15 protein-coding genes are annotated in these 17,956 nt (G+C 73.3%); 9 read left to right on the top strand and 6 right to left on the bottom strand.

Annotated elements, in window-relative coordinates; genetic code table 11:
* Positions 1 to 157: 157 nt before the first annotated feature.
* From LPU43_RS19290 to mshC, 4 genes are all read left to right on the top strand, one after another.
* On the top strand, positions 158 to 871 hold the full coding sequence (locus LPU43_RS19290; protein WP_229402013.1) for a histidine phosphatase family protein: 714 nt from the start codon (positions 158 to 160) through the stop codon (positions 869 to 871).
* Positions 872 to 1,028: 157 nt separating this feature from the next.
* Positions 1,029 to 1,613, top strand: a complete 585-nt coding sequence (locus LPU43_RS19285; protein ID WP_229401862.1) for a DUF3090 domain-containing protein — start codon at positions 1,029 to 1,031, stop codon at positions 1,611 to 1,613.
* Positions 1,610 to 2,428, top strand: coding sequence for an SCO1664 family protein (locus LPU43_RS19280; RefSeq protein WP_229401861.1), 819 nt, complete (start codon positions 1,610 to 1,612; stop codon positions 2,426 to 2,428). Before LPU43_RS19285 ends, LPU43_RS19280 begins: the two co-directional genes overlap by 4 nt.
* Before the next feature lie 77 nt (positions 2,429 to 2,505).
* The gene (gene mshC, locus LPU43_RS19275; RefSeq protein ID WP_229401860.1) at positions 2,506 to 3,744 is read left to right on the top strand and encodes a cysteine--1-D-myo-inosityl 2-amino-2-deoxy-alpha-D-glucopyranoside ligase; all 1,239 of its coding nucleotides are present in this window, start codon (positions 2,506 to 2,508) and stop codon (positions 3,742 to 3,744) included.
* Between the two features lie 137 nt (positions 3,745 to 3,881).
* On the opposite strand, the gene LPU43_RS19270 is transcribed toward mshC, so the two are convergent.
* Positions 3,882 to 4,673 (bottom strand): GntR family transcriptional regulator, encoded by a 792-nt coding sequence (locus LPU43_RS19270; RefSeq protein ID WP_229401859.1) that lies wholly within the window; start codon positions 4,671 to 4,673, stop codon positions 3,882 to 3,884.
* 127 nt (positions 4,674 to 4,800) lie between these two features.
* Complete coding sequence (locus LPU43_RS19265; protein WP_229401858.1) at positions 4,801 to 5,670, bottom strand: PAC2 family protein; 870 nt, start codon at positions 5,668 to 5,670, stop codon at positions 4,801 to 4,803.
* 268 nt (positions 5,671 to 5,938) lie between these two features.
* Here LPU43_RS19265 and metH point away from each other — a divergent pair, with 268 nt between their 5' ends.
* Positions 5,939 to 9,442 (top strand): methionine synthase, encoded by a 3,504-nt coding sequence (gene metH / locus LPU43_RS19260; protein WP_373321761.1) that lies wholly within the window; start codon positions 5,939 to 5,941, stop codon positions 9,440 to 9,442.
* A 144-nt stretch (positions 9,443 to 9,586) separates the two neighbouring features.
* Positions 9,587 to 9,889: a DUF7677 family protein gene (locus LPU43_RS19255; protein WP_229401856.1), complete on the top strand. Its 303-nt coding sequence runs from the start codon at positions 9,587 to 9,589 to the stop codon at positions 9,887 to 9,889.
* 146 nt (positions 9,890 to 10,035) lie between these two features.
* Here the strand turns inward: LPU43_RS19255 and LPU43_RS19250 are convergent, their stop codons facing one another.
* Positions 10,036 to 10,314, bottom strand: coding sequence for a hypothetical protein (locus tag LPU43_RS19250; RefSeq protein ID WP_229401855.1), 279 nt, complete (start codon positions 10,312 to 10,314; stop codon positions 10,036 to 10,038).
* A 339-nt stretch (positions 10,315 to 10,653) separates the two neighbouring features.
* Between LPU43_RS19250 and LPU43_RS19245 the strand changes: the two genes are divergently transcribed.
* From LPU43_RS19245 to LPU43_RS19235, 3 genes are all read left to right on the top strand, one after another.
* The gene (locus LPU43_RS19245; RefSeq protein WP_229401854.1) at positions 10,654 to 11,757 is read left to right on the top strand and encodes a calcium:cation antiporter; all 1,104 of its coding nucleotides are present in this window, start codon (positions 10,654 to 10,656) and stop codon (positions 11,755 to 11,757) included.
* Between the two features lie 191 nt (positions 11,758 to 11,948).
* Positions 11,949 to 12,695 (top strand): neutral zinc metallopeptidase, encoded by a 747-nt coding sequence (locus LPU43_RS19240; RefSeq protein WP_229401853.1) that lies wholly within the window; start codon positions 11,949 to 11,951, stop codon positions 12,693 to 12,695.
* A 125-nt stretch (positions 12,696 to 12,820) separates the two neighbouring features.
* On the top strand, positions 12,821 to 13,468 hold the full coding sequence (locus LPU43_RS19235; RefSeq protein WP_229401852.1) for an HAD family hydrolase: 648 nt from the start codon (positions 12,821 to 12,823) through the stop codon (positions 13,466 to 13,468).
* Positions 13,469 to 13,549: 81 nt separating this feature from the next.
* Here the strand turns inward: LPU43_RS19235 and LPU43_RS19230 are convergent, their stop codons facing one another.
* From LPU43_RS19230 to LPU43_RS19220, 3 genes are all read right to left on the bottom strand, one after another.
* A complete protein-coding gene (locus tag LPU43_RS19230) occupies positions 13,550 to 16,111 on the bottom strand; it encodes an ABC transporter permease (RefSeq protein WP_229401851.1) in 2,562 nt (853 codons plus the stop codon).
* Between the two features lie 52 nt (positions 16,112 to 16,163).
* Positions 16,164 to 16,940: an ABC transporter ATP-binding protein gene (locus LPU43_RS19225; RefSeq protein ID WP_229401850.1), complete on the bottom strand. Its 777-nt coding sequence runs from the start codon at positions 16,938 to 16,940 to the stop codon at positions 16,164 to 16,166.
* Positions 16,941 to 17,253: 313 nt separating this feature from the next.
* Entirely contained in the window at positions 17,254 to 17,940 is a 687-nt protein-coding gene (locus LPU43_RS19220) for a response regulator (RefSeq protein WP_229402012.1), read from the bottom strand.
* Positions 17,941 to 17,956 lie beyond the last annotated feature (16 nt).

The raw sequence follows: 17,956 nt of genomic DNA, 5'->3' as shown, positions 1-17,956 counted from the left end.
GGCCCCTTCTTAACGTTTTCGGTATAGGAAGGGCCCCCTGCAATCACCCCGCCGCCCCCCCGGCAATCACCCCCGCCGCCCCCGGCGGGGCGCACCCCGAGGGGGCGGCGCGCGGGGGCGACGGGCAGCGGGCCCGCCGCGCCGCCCACCCCATAGGCTGGGCGGCGTGGCGACTCTTCTCCTGCTGCGGCACGGCCGCACCACCGCCAACGCCGACGGTGGCCTCGCCGGCCGCCAGCCGGTCGAGCTCGACGACACCGGCCGCGCCCAGGCGACGGCGGTCGGCGAGCGGCTGCGCGGCCTGCCCCTCGCCGCCGTGGTGACCAGCCCCCTGATCCGCTGCCGGCAGACCCTGGAGCTGGCGCTGCCGCAGGCCACGCCGGTCGTGGACGAGGGCCTGATCGAGTGCGGCTACGGCGCCTGGGAGGGGCAGCCGCTCAAGAAGCTGGCCAAGGAGCCGCTGTGGCCGGTGGTCCAGCAGCACCCGAGCGCCGTCGTCTTCCCCGAGGGGGAGGCGATGTCGGCCATGTCGGCGCGGGCCGTCGCGGCGGTGCGCTCCTGGGACGCGCGGGTCACCGCCGAGCACGGCCCCGAGGCGGTCTGGCTGGCGTGCAGCCACGGCGATGTGATCAAGGCCATCGTGGCGGACGCGCTCGGCGTACACCTCGATCTGTTCCAGCGCATCGTCGCGGACCCGGCGTCGGTCACCGCGATCCGGTACACGCCGCTGCGACCGTTCCTGGTGCGGCTCAACGACACCGGCGGTGACCTGGCCGGACTGGTCCCGCCGCCGCGCCGACGCCGGCGCCGGGCGGCGCGGCCGGCGTCCTCCGACGCCGCCGTGGGCGGGGGAGCGGGGGCCGGGCGGTGAGCCGACCCACCCCGGCCGCCACACCCGCCACCGCGCCCGCGCCGGCGGGGGCCGCCGCAGCCGGGCGGGCGGGGCGGTACGACGCCGGCGGCGTAGGGGTGCGTTTCCCGGTCGGTGGGGTGCGCGACGCCCTGACGGGCCGGATAGGGTCGTGGGTATGACCCACCAGGTGCACGCCTTCGAGCCGCCGGAGCGGTTCGTCGCCGGGACCGTCGGGCCGCCCGGGGAGCGCACGTTCTTCCTCCAGGCGCGCGGCGGCGGCCGGCTGGTCAGCGTCGCGCTGGAGAAGGTCCAGGTGTCGCTGCTCGCCGAGAAGCTGGAGGAGCTGCTCACCGAGGCGTCCCGCCGCTTCGGTGTGCGGCTGCCCGAGGCCGCGGTCTCGGCGGGCGACAACGACCCGCTGGACACGCCGGTCGACGAGGAGTTCCGCGTCGGCACCCTCGGGCTGGCCTTCGACGTCGACACCGCGACCGTGGTGATCGAGGCCATCGCCGCCGGCGAGGCGGAGGCCGAGGTCGAGCTGGGCGACGACGATGACGAGGACGACGACGAGGACGACGACGAGGAGCCGGACGAGGATCTCGACCGGCTGCGCGTCCGGCTGACCCCGGAGGCGACCCGCGAGTTCATCGAGCGGGCCCGCCGCGTGGTCAACGCCGGCCGCCCGCCGTGCCCGCTGTGCGGGCAGCCGCTGGACCCCGCCGGGCACCTCTGCCCGCGGCACAACGGTTACCACCGGTGACCTCCTCGGAACTCCAACCCCGGCAGGACGGCGCGGCGACGCTGCGGCTGCTGCGCGACGGCGAGCTGACCGTGGAGGGCCGGTTGGTCGACGCCTCCAACGCCACGCTGCTCGGGGCGCTCACCCTCGACGGGGCGAGCGCCCGCTGCGTCTACAAGCCGGTACGGGGCGAGCGCCCGCTCTGGGACTTCCCCGACGGCACCCTCGCCGGGCGGGAGGTCTCGGCGTACCTGGTCTCCCGTGCCACCGGGTGGGACCTGGTGCCGCCGACGGTGCTGCGCGACGGCCCGTTCGGTCCGGGCTCCTGCCAGCTCTGGATCGACGAGCCGCCCGACGCCGAGCCGCTGGTCGGCTTCGTGCCGGCGGACGCGCTGCCGCCGCGCTGGTTCCCGGTGGCGGCGGCCCGGGACGACGACGGCGTCGAGTACACCCTGGCGCACGCCGACGACCCCCGGCTGGCCCGGCTGGCCGTGCTCGACGCGGTGATCAACAACGCCGACCGCAAGGGCGGGCACGTGCTGGTCGGCCCCGACGACCGCATCCACGGCGTCGACCACGGGGTGAGCTTCCACGTCGAGGAGAAGCTGCGCACCGTCCTGTGGGGCTGGGCCGGCCGCGAGCTGCCGCCGGACGCGCGGGAGATGCTGGCCGACCTCGCCGTCGCGCTCGGCGGCGCGCTCGGCGACGAGCTGGCCGAGCACCTGACCCTCCGCGAGGTCGCCGCGGCCCTCGCCCGGGTGGAGCAGCTACGCGACACGGGCCGCTTCCCCCAGCCGCCGCGGGACTGGCCGGCGGTGCCCTGGCCGCCCATGTGACCGGCCGCCGCCGGCTGTCGCGTTGATCACCGGTGGGGTGGCTCCGGCCCGCCGGGCGTCTGGTTAGGCTGGCGGGCATGGAGTCTTGGGTGGGACACGAGGTGCCCCGGCTGCCCGGCAGGGGCGGCCCGCTGACGTTGTTCGACGCGGCGCGGCGCGGCGCGCATCCCAGTCAGCCCGACGGCGTGGCCACCATGTACGTCTGCGGCATCACACCCTACGACGCCACCCACCTCGGCCACGCCGCCACGATGATCGCCTTCGACCTCGTGCAGCGGGTGTGGCGCGACGCCGGCCTCACCGTGCGGTACGTGCAGAACGTCACCGACATCGACGACCCGCTGCTGGAGCGGGCCGAGCGCGACGGTGAGGACTGGAAGGTCCTGGCCATGCGGGAGACCGCCCTGTTCCGGGAGGACATGGAGGCGCTGCGGATCATCCCGCCGGAGCACTACGTCGGCGCGGTCGAGTCGATCCCGGACATCGCCGACCGGGTGCTCGCGCTGCTCAAGGACGGGGCCGCGTACCGGCTCGACGACGGCACCGGCGACGTCTACTTCGACATCTCGGCCGCGCCGGAGTTCGGCTACGAGTCCAACCTGCCCCGGGCGGAGATGTTGGAGATCTTCCCCGAGCGCGGCGGCGACCCCGACCGGGCCGGCAAGCGCGACCCCCTGGACCCGCTGCTGTGGCGGGGCGCCCGCGCCGACGAGCCGTCCTGGCCGGGCGGCGACCTCGGCCCGGGGCGGCCGGGCTGGCACATCGAGTGCGCGGTGATCGCGCTGAACCTGCTCGGCGAGTCGATCGACGTGCAGGGCGGCGGCAACGACCTGATCTTCCCGCACCACGAGTGCTCGGCGGCGCACGCCGAGCGGCTCACCGGCCGCGCGCCCTTCGCCTCCCACTACACCCACGCCGGGATGATCGGCCTCAACGGCGAGAAGATGTCGAAGTCGAAGGGGAACCTGGTCTTCGTCTCGCGGCTGCGGGCCGACCAGGTCGACCCGATGGCGGTCCGGCTGGGGCTGATGTCCGACCACTACCGCGCCGACCGCCCCTGGACCGACGACGTGCTCGCCGCCGCGCTGGAGCGCCTGGCCCGGTGGCGCCGGGCCGCCGCCGCCCCCGCCGGCCCGTCGGGGGCCGAGCTGCTGGCCGAGGTACGCGCCCGGCTCTCCGACGACCTGGACACCCCCGGCGCGATCGCGGTCGCCGACACCTGGGCGGACGCCGCCCTCGCCGGCCGGGCCGACGACCCGGACGCCCCCCACCTCTTCGCCGAGACCCTGGACGCCCTCCTGGGCATCCGCCTCTGACCCCCCACCCTCCCACCCACCGCCCCCTCCGGCCCCGCCCCGCTGATCAAGAAGAAAGCGTCGGAGTCGATCTTCGGCGTGCCGCAAACTCCTTGATCGACGGGGCTGTCCGCAGGACCGGGTCGGGGTGGGGTGGATCAGCCCAGGACCAGGCCCGGGTCCGGGTCGGGGGACGGGGTGGGGGCGGGGATCCTGTACTCCTCGGTGAGGGTGGTCACCGGGCCGGGCCAGGTGGCCTGGGCGACCTCGATGGGCTTGCGCCGCTCGTCGTAGGCGACGTGCAGCAGGTGCAGCACCGGGGTGTCGGGCCGGATCTGGAGCGTCTCGGCCTCCTCCCGGCTGGGCTGACGGGCGGTGATCGTGTCGGTGGCGGTGACGTACCGGCGGCCGGTCGCCTCCTCCGCCTCCTGGTAGAGGGGGCGGCCGAACGCCTCACCCCGCTCCAGCGAGGTGCCGGCGGCGTCGGCGGGCAGGAACCACGAGGCGCCCACCTCGACGGGGGAGTCCTCGGTGCGCACGAGGTGCCGGCGGCACAGCAGCTCGGTGCCGTCGGCGACCCCGAACGCGTCGGCGACCTCCGGCGGGGCGGGGGCCCGGCCGACGGAGACGAGCTGCTGACGGTACCGGGCGGCCAGGTCGGTGTGGTAGCCGCGGAAGCCGCCGTACCGGCCCCGGGAGAGGCGGTTGAGCCGGCGCCGGGTGCCCCGCACGTACGTACCGGAGCCGGGCTTGGTGATCAGGATGCCCTCGACCCGTAGCTGGTCGACGGCGCGTTGCACGGTCTGCTTCGCCACGCCGAACATCTCGGCGATGGCCGGGATGGACGGCAGCCGCTCGCCCGGGGCCCAGTCGCCGCGGCGGACCTGGGCCTTGAGCTGCGCGGCGATCTGCCGGTGCGGGAACTCGGCGGCACCCGGGTTGATCTGCATCGCTCCTCCGAAGATCGCAGCTAGGTTCCTAGGATGCGCCAGGGAACGTGACGGCGCCACCCCGGACACGCCAAAGGCCCCGGATCGGACACGACCCGGGGCCTTCACGGCAAGGTAGAGCGGCGGCCTACCAGGAGCCCGCCGTGGGGCCGGCGGAACCGCCGCGCCGGCGCAGGTACTTCTCGAACTCCTGGGCGATCTCGTCCCCGGTCAGCGGGGTGATGCCCGCGTCGCCGACGCGTTCCTCCAGCTCGCGGACGTACTCGCCCAGCTCGGCGTCCTGCTCGGCGGCGCCGCGCACCCGCTGCTCCCACTCGGCGGCGTCCTCGGCGAGGTCGGCCATCGGCACCGGCAGGTCGAGCACCTCCTCGACCCGGTGCAGCAGCGCGAGGGTGGCCTTCGGGCAGGGCGGGTTGTTGGCGTAGTGCGGCACGTGCACCCAGAACGAGACCGCGTCGACCTCGGCCCGCGTGCAGGCGTCGTGCAGCACCCCGACGATCCCGGTCGGCCCGTCGTACCGGGTGGGGGTGAGCTGGTAGCGCCGGGCCGCCGCCGCGTCCGAGGCGCTGCCGCTGATCGGCAGGGGCCGGGTGTACGGCACGTCGGCCAGCAGCGCGCCGAGCAGCACCACCCGCTCGACCTCCAGGCTGTGGCAGATCTCCAGCACCTGCTCGCAGAACGTGCGCCAGCGCATGCTCGGCTCGATGCCCCGGATCAGCACCACGTCCCGCTCGGTGCCCTCGGGGCTGGCCACCATGAACCGGGTGGTGGGCCACTCGACCCGGCGGGTCTCGCCGTCGGCCATGGTGATCGTCGGCCGGCTGACCTGGAAGTCGTAGAAGTCCTCCGGGTCAAGCTCGGTGATCTGCCGGGCCTGCCAGACCTGCTCCAGGTGCTCGACCGCCGCGGTCGAGGCGTCGGCGGCGTCGTTCCAGCCCTCGAAGGCGGCGATCGCCACGGGGGACCGCAGCACCGGCAGTCCGTCGAACTCGGTCATGCCGTCACCTCACCCTGCTCGTCGGGAACGGTCGCGGGTGACGGCCCGGTCACCCGCCCGCCGTGCGCGGTGGCGTCCCTGATGTCCTTCACGTCCGTCAGCCTACGTGCCGGCGCCGGATGCGGCCCGTCGGCCGCGCCGGTCCGGCCCGGGGGCCACCCGCGCGGGGGCGGGACCGCCCTGTGCCGGCCAACACCATGTGGGAGCGCGAGTGGGGGTCGACGGTTCCGCGAGCCCCCGCATTAGGCTGGACTCCGTGTGGAACTCGTTGCTGGATGTGCTCGCAGACCGGGTCCTCGTCGCCGACGGCGCGATGGGGACGATGCTTCAGGCTGCCGACCTGACGCTGGACGACTTCGAGGGCCACGAGGGCTGCAACGAGATCCTCAACGTGACCCGCCCGGACGTCGTCCGCGGGGTGCACGAGGCGTACCTGGCGGCGGGGGCCGACTGCGTCGAGACGAACACCTTCGGTGCGAACCTGGCCAACCTGGCGGAATACGACATCTCCCACCGGATCCGTGAGCTGTCGGAGGCCGGGGCGCGCCTCGCCCGGGAGGCCGCCGACGCGTGGAGCACCCCCGAGCGGCCCCGGTTCGTGCTCGGCTCCATCGGCCCCGGCACGAAACTGCCGACCCTGGGGCACGCCGCGTACGCCACGCTGCGCGACGCGTACCGGGAGAACGCGGCCGGCCTGATCGACGGCGGCGCGGACGCCCTGATCGTGGAGACCTGCCAGGACCTGCTCCAGGTCAAGGCGGCGGTGGTCGGCTCCCGCCAGGCGATGGCGACCATCGGGCGCACCGTGCCGCTGATCTGCCACGTCACGGTGGAGACCACGGGCACGATGCTGCTGGGCAGCGAGATCGGCGCGGCGCTGACCGCCCTGGAGCCGCTGGGCATCGACCTGATCGGGCTGAACTGCGCGACGGGGCCGGCGGAGATGAGCGAGCACCTGCGCTACCTGTCCCAGCACTCCCGGGTGCCGCTGTCGGTGATGCCGAACGCGGGCCTGCCGCAGCTCACCGCCGACGGCGCGGTCTACCCGCTGACCCCGGTGGAGCTGGCCGACGCCCTGGAGCGGTTCGTCGCCGAGTACGGGGTGTCGCTGATCGGGGGCTGCTGCGGGACGACCCCGGAGCACATCCGGGTGGTCTCCGAGCGGCTGCACGGTGTGCGGCCGGGCCCCCGGGAGCCGCGCTCCGACGCCGGGGTCTCCTCGATCTACCACCACGTGCCGTTCGCCCAGGATGCCAGCGTGCTGATGGTGGGGGAGCGCACCAACGCCAACGGCTCGAAGGCGTTCCGGGAGGCGATGCTGGCCGGGGACTGGCAGGCGTGCGTGGAGATCGCCCGGGGTCAGGCCCGGGACGGCTCGCACCTGCTGGACCTGTGCGTCGACTACGTGGGCCGCGACGGTGCGGCGGACATGCGGGAGCTGGCCGGCCGGTTCGCCACCGCGTCGACGCTGCCGATCATGCTGGACTCCACCGAGCCGGCGGTGATCGAGGCCGGGCTGGAGATGCTCGGCGGCCGGTGCGTGGTCAACTCCGTCAACTTCGAGGACGGCGACGGCCCCGAATCCCGCTACGCCCGGGTGATGCCGGTCGTGGCCGAGCACGGCGCGGCGGTGGTGGCGCTGCTCATCGACGAGGAGGGCCAGGCCCGCACCGCCGAGTGGAAGGTACGGGTCGCCGGGCGCCTGATCGAGGACCTGACGGGCCGGTGGGGGCTGCGCCGCGCGGACATCCTGATCGACGCGCTGACCTTCCCGATCGCCACCGGCCAGGAGGAGACCCGCCGCGACGGCATCGAGACGATCGAGGCGATCCGGGAGATCGCCCGCCGCTGGCCGGGGGTGAACTTCACCCTGGGCATCTCCAACGTGTCGTTCGGGCTGAACCCGGCGGCCCGGCAGGTGCTCAACTCGGTGTTCCTGCACGAGTGCGTGCGGGCGGGGCTGACCTCGGCGATCGTGCACGCCAGCAAGATCCTGCCGATGTCGAAGATCCCCGACGAGCAGCGCGAGATCGCCCTGGACCTGATCTACGACCGGCGCCGCGAGGGGTACGACCCGGTGCAGCGCTTCATCGAGGTCTTCGAGGGGGTCGACGCCGCCTCCGCGCGGGCCACCCGGGCGGAGGAGCTGGCGGCGCTGCCGCTGGAGGAGCGGCTGCGGCGGCGGATCGTCGACGGGGAGCGCAACGGCCTGGAGGCCGACCTGGAGGCGGCGATGGCCGGCGGCCGGTCCCCGCTGTCGATCATCAACGACCTGCTGCTGGACGGGATGAAGGAGGTCGGCGAGCTGTTCGGCTCGGGCCAGATGCAGCTCCCGTTCGTGCTCCAGTCGGCCGAGGTGATGAAGACCGCGGTGGCGTACCTGGAGCCGCACATGGAGAAGGCCGACGACGGCGGCAAGGGCCGCATCGTGCTGGCCACGGTCAAGGGCGACGTGCACGACATCGGCAAGAACCTGGTGGACATCATCCTGTCCAACAACGGCTACGAGGTCGTCAACATCGGCATCAAGCAGCCGATCGCGGCGATCCTCGACGCCGCCGAGGAGCACCGGGCCGACGCGATCGGGATGTCCGGGCTGCTGGTGAAGAGCACGGTCATCATGAAGGAGAACCTGGCCGAGATGGCTACGCGCGGGGTCGCGGAGCGCTGGCCGGTGCTGCTCGGCGGGGCGGCGCTGACCCGAGCGTACGTGGAGGACGACCTGCGCGCGGTCTTCCCGGGTCAGGTGCACTACGCGCGGGACGCGTTCGAGGGGCTGTCCCTGATGGACCGGGTGATGGCGGCGAAGCGGGGCGGCGCGCCGGTGGTGGACCCGGAGCGGGAGGCGGCCCTCGCGGCGCGCCGGGAGCGTCGGGCGCGGCAGCGGGCGCTGGTCGCCGAGGCGCTGCCGGAGCTGGACGACGCGTCGGTGCGCTCGGACGTGGCCCGCGACGTGGAGGTCCCGGTCCCGCCGTTCTTCGGTACGCGGGTGGTGAAGGGCCTGCCGCTGGCGGAGTACGCGGCGCTGCTGGACGAGCGGGCGACGTTCCTCGGGCAGTGGGGGCTGCGCGGCGCCCGGGGCGGGAAGGGCCCGTCGTACGAGGAGCTGGTGGAGACGGAGGGCCGGCCGCGCCTGCGGTACTGGCTGGACCGGCTGACCGCCGACCAGGTTCTCGAGGCGGCGGTGGTGTACGGGTACTTCCCGGCGTACTCGGAGGGCAACGACCTGGTGGTGCTCGACGAGAACGGGCACGCCGAGCGGGCCCGGTTCTCGTTCCCGAGGCAGCGCCAGGAGCGGCGGCTGTGCCTGGCGGACTTCTTCCGGCCGAAGGGCGAGCAGCTCGACGTGGTGGCGTTGCAGTTGGTGACGGTCGGGGAGGCGATCAGCGAGTACACGGCGAAGCTGTTCGCCGGCAACTCCTACCGGGACTACCTGGAGGTGCACGGCCTGTCGGTGCAGCTCACCGAGGCCCTCGCCGAGTACTGGCACCGGCGCATCCGCGCGGAGCTGACGCTGCCGGGCGGCGGCACGGTGGCCGACGGCGACCCGACGGATCTGGCGGGCCTGCTGCGCACCGACTACCGGGGCTGCCGGTACGCGTTCGGCTATCCGGCCTGCCCGGACCTGGAGGACCGGGCGAAGATCGTGGACCTGCTGGGCGCGGAGCGAATCGGGGTGCGGCTGTCGGAGGAGTTCCAGTTGGTGCCGGAGCAGGCGACGGACGCGATCGTGGTGCACCACCCGGAGGCGAACTACTTCAACGCCAAGTGACGCTGTAAACCTGCTTGACCTGCGCAAACGTCGCCCCGGCGGCTCTCTGGGCCGTCACCAGGCCGTCGGGGCTCGTCGGGCTGTGCCCGAAGGCGGCGTCGATGGCGCGGCGGGTAGGGATGCGAGTCTGCCAAGATGCCCGGGGTGAGCCAACTCCCCGAGGACGTTCGGTCGACTTGTCGGTACTTCGCGTTCTACATCGCAAACGGCACCCTTGATGTCGAGCTTCTCGACGGCATCGACTACCGGTCGGCCCTCATGCAGTTCGGGTCACCACTCGAACAAGTCTTCGCGATCTTCACGAACGTGCTCGACGTGCAGCCTGACGGCAGCGTTACCAACGCTGGAGACGCCATGTACCGGGCAGCTCAATACGTACGTCGACACTGTGACCCGAGCTACGTCGTCGAGCCGCCATTCGAAGATTGGGAGACCGAACTGGTGTAGACCGAACGGACGTACGAGGGTGCCTGACTGAGTGAACTACGGGGTGAACATCAAGGGACGACCATGGACCATCAGGGTCGTTCGAACAACTAGCAGGCTTACCGCCGGCAAGTCAGGCGGTCGTGGTCGGTCTCTCGCAGCAGAGGTCACTCGACGAACGTGCCATCCGGCCTCATGATCTCGTCGCGGACTAGCGGTGCGAACGTCGACCAGCCCCCGTCATCCACAGCCACCGACATGCGGACACATCCGTCGCCGTCATCAAGGGCGTAGCTGACCACGCTGTACCTCTTGCCATCCTTGCCGACGACTTGGCGTACGTCCTTGTCGTCGAGCATCGCGCGCCACTCGCCATAGCCGATGCGTCGCCATTGCGCGAGACGCGCGTCGGCAAGCGGCGCTGCGATCTCCTTGTTCAGTCCCACGCGTTCAGCCTCTCACCCGGGAAGCCAACCGTCCTCGTTCGCGTGCCTGACCCGTGCCCGACGCAGAGGTCACACGAGCCAACGCGGCCATTGTGCTGGTCTCAACCGGAACGCGGCAGCAGCCCTGACAGCAACAGAGCCGAACGCGGAGGCCAAGCAGGGATGGCTTCGGATCAACCCCGCCGTCAGGGGCGGGCGCGGATACGCCCGGATGGAGCGTCCAGAGCTTGCAAGCAGGGTCGGGACGCCCGGTCCGTGGCTGCGAGAACGGGAAGTCGTATGCCTCGATATCGTCCCAGCTTGTGGGCGGTGATCGAGAATTCTGGCAGGGTTGGCGCCATGGCTGCCCTGATTCGCTCGCGCGTCACCGACTGGACCCTCGTCGTGCCTGTGCTCGCCGTGGTCGTCCTGGCCCTGACGTGGGGGAGGGAACTCTCCGGGTTAGCCGTGGTGGCGGTGGCCGCCTTCCTGGCCGGGGCGGTGCTCGCGGCCGTCCACCACGCCGAGGTGGTCGCCCACAAGGTGGGAGAGCCGTTCGGCTCGCTCGTGCTCGCGGTGGCGGTCACGGTGATCGAGGTGGCCCTGATCGTCACGCTGATGATCAGCGGCGGGGAGGAGACCCGGTCGCTGGCCCGGGACACGGTCTTCGCCGCCGTCATGATCACCTGTAACGGCATACTCGGGCTTTCCCTGCTGCTCGGGGCGCTGCGCCGTCGGGTGGCGGTGTTCAATTCGGAGGGCACCGGCGGGGCGTTGGCCACCGTCGCCACCCTCGCCACCCTGAGCCTGGTGGTGCCGACCTTCACGAGCCGGCCCGGCCCGCAGTTCTCCTCGGCCCAGCTCACCTTCGCCGCCGTGGCCTCCCTGGCCCTGTACGGGCTGTTCGTGCTGGTGCAGACCGGCCGGCACCGCGACTACTTCCTGCCCGTACGCGCCGACGGGACGGTGGTCGACGCCGACGGCGACGGGCACGCCGACCCGCCGTCGACCCGGGCGGCCCTGGCCAGCGTGGGGCTGCTGCTGGTGGCGCTCATCGCCGTGGTGGGCCTCGCGAAGACGGTGTCGCCGGCCATCGAGGCCGGGGTGAGGGCCGCGAACCTGCCGCAGTCGTTCGTCGGCGTGGTCATCGCGCTGCTGGTGCTGCTGCCCGAGACCCTCGCCGCGGCCCGCGCCGCCCGCCGGGACCGGGTGCAGATCAGCCTCAATCTGGCCCTCGGCTCGGCCATGGCCAGCATCGGCCTGACCATCCCGGCCATAGCGCTGGCGTCCATCTGGCTCGACGGGCCGCTGCTGCTCGGGCTGGGTGGCACCCAGATGACGCTGCTGGCGCTGACCGTCGTCACGGGCGTGCTGACCGTGGTGCCGGGCCGGGCCACCCTGCTCCAGGGCGGGGTACACCTGGTCCTGATGGCCGCGTTCGTCTTCCTCGCGGCGAGCCCCTGACCGTCGCCGCCCGCGACCCCTGGCGGTCGGGGCCCGTCGCCGCCCGCGACCCCCGCGGTCCCGGCCTGCCGGTGGAAGGGCCCGGCGGTCCCGGACCGCCACCGGCGGGGGATGGCCCCCGGCGCGGCCGATCGGCATGATCGAACTTGCGCCGGGGTACAGCACCGGCGGGGATGAGCCGGGGAGGCGCTGTGACGGCACGCTGGGTACGTCGGCCGCGAGGCCCGCTGGCCGGCCTCGTGGCCGCGATGGTGCTGGCCGGCGGCTGCGTCGTCGGCGGGGTGAGCGAGAGCGGGCCGCAGTCCCGCCCCGAGCCGCCCCGGCAGTCCGCCGCGCCGGGCGCGGAGCGCACCCGCGCCGACGGCAGCACCAGCGTCGCCGAGTTCAAGGAGGACTTCGCGGTCGCGGTGGAGAAGGCCGAGGTCTACTGGGCCGAGCAGTTCCGGGCCTCCGGCCGGCGGTTCCAGCCGATCCGGCGCGTCGTGCCGTACCAGCGGGAGGGCGAGGTCTCCTGCGGCGGGCAGGCGCTGCCCCGCAACAACGCGGTGTACTGCTCGGCGGGCGACTTCATCGCCTACGACGTCAGGTGGTCGGTGGCGGCGTTCCGCCAGGTCGGCGACGCGTTCCTGTACTACCTGCTGGGCCACGAGTACGCCCACGGGGTGCAGGTGCGCCTCGGCATCCGCTACTCCTTCACCATCCAGCAGGAGTTGCAGGCCGACTGCATGGCCGGGGCGTACCTCGGCGGGTCGATCCGATCCCGGCAGTTGACGCTGGAGGACGGCGACCTGGAGGAGTTCCGGGAGGGGCTGCTCGCCGTCGGCGACGACCCCGACCAGCCGTGGTTCGCCGAGGGGGCGCACGGCACCGCCGAGCAGCGCACCGACTCCTTCTTCCGGGGGTACGAGAAGGGGCTGTCGGCCTGCGACCTGGGCTGACCGTGCCGCCGGAGTCGATCGCGTCACCCCGGCCGGGTCCGGGCCCCGCCGACGGCGGGCCGGCTGAAAGGATCGGGCCGACCGGACGACGCCTGGAGGACCCGCTGAGCACCCATCCCGCCGCCGTGCTCTTCGACATGGACGGCACCCTGATCGACAGTGAGAAGCTGTGGGACGTCGCGCTGCGCGAGCTCGCGGCCGAGTACGGCGGCACCCTCTCCGACGCCGCCCGCCGGGCGATGACCGGCACCAGCATGGCCGAGTCGATGCGCATCATGCACGCCGACCTCGGTCAGCCCGATCGTGACCCGCTGGCCAGCGCCGCGTGGATCGACGCCCGGATCCTGGAGTTGTTCCGCAGCGGGCTGCGCTGGCGTCCGGGCGCGTTGGCGCTGCTGCGGGCGGTCCGCGTGGCGGGGATCCCGACGGCTTTGGTCACCTCCAGCGGCCGGCCGGTGGTCGAGGTGGCGCTGGACACCCTGGGCCGGGACAGCTTCGACGCGGTGGTCTGCGGCGACGAGGTGGACGCCGCCAAGCCGCACCCGGAGCCGTACCTGACGGCCGCCCGGCTGCTCGGCGTGCCGATCGCCCGGTGCGTGGCGATCGAGGACTCGCCGACCGGGGTGGCGAGCGCCCTGGCCGCCGGTGCCGCCGTGCTGGCCGTGCCGCTGGAGGTGCCGATCGCGCCGACCGACGGCGTACACCAGCGGGAGAGCCTGACCGGCGTGGACCTGGAGCTGCTCGCGGCCCTGCTGGGCGAGCCGCCCGCCTGACGGGCCACCGCGCCGGCGGTGCGTTAACAGGGGCCCCCTGCTATGCAGAATGCGTTAACAGGGGGCCCTTCCTTACCCAGCTCAGTCGTGGGCGATCGCGCCCAGGACGTTGAGCCGGGCGGCGCGGACCGCCGGCAGGGCCGCCGCGACCACCCCGACCAGCGCGGCCAGGCCGAGGAAGACCCCGATCTGGGACCAGGGCAGCACCAGGTCGGTGATGCCCTCGTCGCGCAGCGCCCGGACCACCGCCGCGCCGAGGCCGGCGCCGACGACGATGCCGAGCAGCGCGCCGAAGACGGAGATCACCACCGCCTCCACGGTGATCATCCGCATGGTCTGCGCCCGGCGCAGCCCGATCGCCCGCAGCAGGCCCAGCTCCCGGGTCCGCTCCAGCACCGACAGGGCCAGGGTGTTGACGATGCCGAGCACGGCGATCACGATGGCCAACGCCAGCAGGATCTGGATCATTGTGAGCAGCGTGTCGAAGCCGCTGGTCTGCTGCTCGATGAAGCTGGCCCGGTCGGCCACCGACACCTCGGGGTTGTCCGCGACCAGCGCCTCCAGCCGCGGCTGCACCTGCGACACGGCCGTGCCCGGGGTGAGCTGCACCAGCGCGGAGAACGGCTGCGGGCTGGTGAACTCCGCCCCGGCCCCCCGCGGCAGCATGATCGACCCGATGGACCGGTCGTCGGGCAGGACCGCCGTCACGGTGTACGTGTGCGAGCCCTCGCTCCGGGCGAACTGGGCGGTCAGCCGGTCACCCACCGACTTGCCCAGTTCCTTCGCGCCGGAGACGCTCAGCGCCACCTGGTCCGGCCGTAGCGTGGCGATCGTGCCCGCCTGCGCGGTGGCGTGGAAGATCTGCCCCATCGCGGCCAGGTCGGTCAGCGCGACCACGTACCTCATCCGGCCGCCGTCGACGACCGCGTTGTCGTTGTAGATGCCCACCACGGTGTTCACCCCCGGCACCTCGGCGGCCCGGTCGACCACCGCCGGGTCGAACACCGGCTGCCTCGGCCCGGTCTGCGCCCCGGAGATCACCAACTGCGCGTCGAGGGTGCTCTCCGCCGTCTTCGCGATGCTGGACTTGGCCGAGTCGAGGATCACCGTCACCCCGGTGACCAGGGCGATGCCGACCATCAGGGCGGCGGCGGTGATGGCCGTGCGGCGCGGGTTGCGCCCCGAGTTGAGCCGGCCCAGCCGGCCCGGCACCGACCAGGCGAACAACCCGCCGAGCAGGGACACCACCGGCCGGCTGAGCAGCGGCGTCAGCAGCGCCACCCCGATGAACGCGAACAGCACCCCGCCCAGGATCACCGGCAGCGTGCCGCCGCCGGCGTTCCCGGTCAGCCCCACCGCCAGCAACGCGCCGCCGACGGCGGTGACCACCGCGCCGGAGACGGTGATCCGGGTCAGCGGCCGGTCCGGGGTGGCCACGTCCTGCATCGCCGCGATCGGCGGGATGCGGGCGGCCCGCAGCGCCGGCAGCAGCGCCGCCACCACGGTGATCAGCATGCCGACCGCGAAGGCGCTGACCACGGCGGCCGGCGGCACGCCCAGCCCGGCCAGCGCCAGCCCGCCGGCGAACGTGCCGAACGCCCAGGCCAGCAGCGCGCCCACCCCGATGCCCGCGCCGAGGCCGAGGACCGAGGCGATCAGCCCGACCGCGAGGGCCTCCAGCACCACCGAGCCGATGATCTGCCGCCCGCTGGCCCCGATGGCCCGCATCAGGGCCAGCTCCCGGGTCCGCTGCGCCACGATGATCGAGAACGTGTTGAGGATCAGGAACGTGCCGACCAGCAGCGCCACCGCGGCGAAGCCGAGCAGCACCTTGTTGAAGAACGACAGCCCCTCCTTGAAGCTGGCGGCGGCGTCGGCGGAGAGCTGCTCGCCGGTCTTGACCTCGTACTGCGGGCCGAGCGCCCGGGCCAGGTCGTCGCGCAGCGCCTCCGGGGTCAACCCGCCGGCGGCCCGCACCGTCACGCTGTTGAACGTGTCGGGCTTGCCGAGCATCAGCCGCTGCGCGGCCGGGGTGGTGAACCCGATCTCGTGCGCCCCGCCGACGGAGTCCCGGCCGCCGCTGTAGCCGAACAGGCCGACCAGGGTGAAGTCGCGGCGCTTGGACTCGAACGCGGTCAGCGCGCCGACCCGGTCGCCCACCTCGACCTTGGCGGCCGTCGCAAGGGCCACGTTGACCACGATCTCGTCGTCGGCCTGCGGCGCGCGCCCCTGGCGCAGCTCCACCAGGTCGCTCTCGCCGGTCCAGTTCTGGCCGAGCTGGGGCGGGCCGAGCGAGGTGACCACCTTGCCGTTGCTGCCGATGAGCCGCGCGCCGTCGGCGCTGACCACGCCGGTGGCCTCGGCCACGCCGGGCACCGCCCGGACCCGGCCCACCACGTCGGCCGGGAACGCGGGGGCGACCTGGTCGCCCTCCGCCTCGCCCACCGTGACCTTCGGCTTGGCGGCGACGCTGACGTCGACGCCCGCGTACGCGTCGGCGAAGACCGCGTCGAAGGACCGGCCGAGGGTGTCGGTGAGCACGAAGGCGCCGGAGACGAACATGACGCCGAGCACCACGGCCAGGCCGGAGAGGATCAGGCGCACCTTGCGCGCCAACAGGCTCTTGAGGGTGGCCCGGAGCATTAGTGCTTCCTTTGTTCGCGACTGCGGGACTCGCTGCGCTCGTTCCTCGCGCTCACGGGTTCCCCACCTCGGTGGCCGCCGGGACGTCGAGCTTCTTCATGGTGTCCAGCACCGTGTCGGCGGTCGGCTCGATCAGCTCCGAGACGATCTCCCCGTCGGCGAGGAAGACCACCCGGTCGGCGTACGCGGCCGCGGTCGGGTCGTGGGTGACCATGACGATCGTCTGGCCGTGCTCGCGCACCGAGTTGCGCAGGAAGTTCAGCACCTCCGCGCCGGAGCGGGAGTCGAGGTTGCCGGTCGGCTCGTCGGCGAAGATCACCTCGGGGCGGGCCACCAGCGCCCGGGCGCACGCCACCCGCTGCTGCTGACCGCCGGAGAGCTGCGCCGGGCGGTGGTCGAGCCGGGCGCGCAGGCCGACCGTGTCGATCACGGTGTCGTACCAGGCCGGGTCCGGCCGGCGGCCGGCGATCGACATCGGCAGCAGGATGTTCTCCTTCGCCGTCAGCGTGGGCAGCAGATTGAACTGCTGGAAGATGAAGCCCACCTTGTCCCGGCGCAGGTTCGTCAGCCCGGCGTCGCCGAGGCCGGTCACGGTGGTGTCGCCGATCGACACCGTCCCCCGGGTGACCGAGTCCAGGCCCGCCAGGCAGTGCATCAGCGTCGACTTGCCCGACCCGGACGGGCCCATGATCGCGGTGAACCGGCCCCGTTCGAACTCGGCGCTCACCCCCCGCAGCGCGACGACCTGCGCCTCGCCGCTGCCGTACACCTTCCACACGTCGCTCGCGCGGGCTGCGGCCCGTGCCTCGCGGCCTACCGTGGCGGTCACCTGTCCACCTCTTCCGTCTGGCTGATTCCGCACCGCCCCCGCTGACCGGTGCGGCATGTCCTCATCCTCGGTGACCGGTGTCGCCGATCCGTCCGACTCGGGACGGAGCGGTGGCGGATTTCCCGCTGCGGGTCGCCCCGGAGGACGGCTCAGGGTTCACCCTGACCGTTTCCGACCATGTTGAGCGGCGTGCCCGGGCGTGGCCGCCGGGACCGGCGGCAGTCCAGGACCAGACCCCCAGCGCCTCACCGCCGGTCACGGTGGATGACGATCACCGCCGCGCCGGTGACGGCGGGCGCGGCGCCGCCAGGGCTCACCCCCGGGGCCGCACCAGGCCCGACTCGTACGCCAGCACCACGGCCTGCACCCGGTCGCGCAGCCCCAGCTTGGTCAGCACGTGCCCGACGTGGGTCTTGACGGTGGTCTCGCTGACCGTCAGCGCCCGCGCGATCTCCGCGTTGGACAGCCCCCGGGCCACGTGCACGAGCACCTCCCGCTCGCGTTCGGTGAGCGTGCTCAGCGCCTTCGGCGGGGTGGCCGCCGGGTCGGGCAGCACGTCGGCGAAGCGGTCCAGCAGCCGCCTGAGGATGCGCGGGGCCACCACGGCCTCCCCGGCGGCGACCGTGCGGATCGCCGTCACCAGGTCCTCCGCCGGCACGTCCTTGGCCAGGAAGCCGCTGGCCCCGGCGCGCAGCGCCCCCACCACGTACTCGTCGAGGTCGAACGTCGTCAGGATCAGCACCCGCACCGGCAACCGGGCGTCGACGATGGCCCGGGTCGCCGCCACCCCGTCCATCCGGGGCATCCGGATGTCCATCAGCACCACGTCGGGCAGCAGCCGGCGCGACAGCTCCACCGCCTCCACGCCGTCGGCGGCCTCGGCGACGATGTCCAGGTCGTCCTCGCAGCCCAGCACCATCCGGAAGCCGGTGCGCAGCAGCGGCTGGTCGTCGGCGAGCAGGATCCGCACCGGCCGTGCCGTCGTCGCGCCCTCGCCCATCGCCCGTCCCCCCGTC

Origin of the sequence: Micromonospora okii (genome assembly GCF_020884795.1) — a bacterium.
Lineage (GTDB): Bacteria > Actinomycetota > Actinomycetes > Mycobacteriales > Micromonosporaceae > Micromonospora > Micromonospora okii.
The sequence above is the reverse complement of the archived record's forward strand: the minus strand, read 5'-3'. Positions and strand labels throughout refer to the sequence as shown.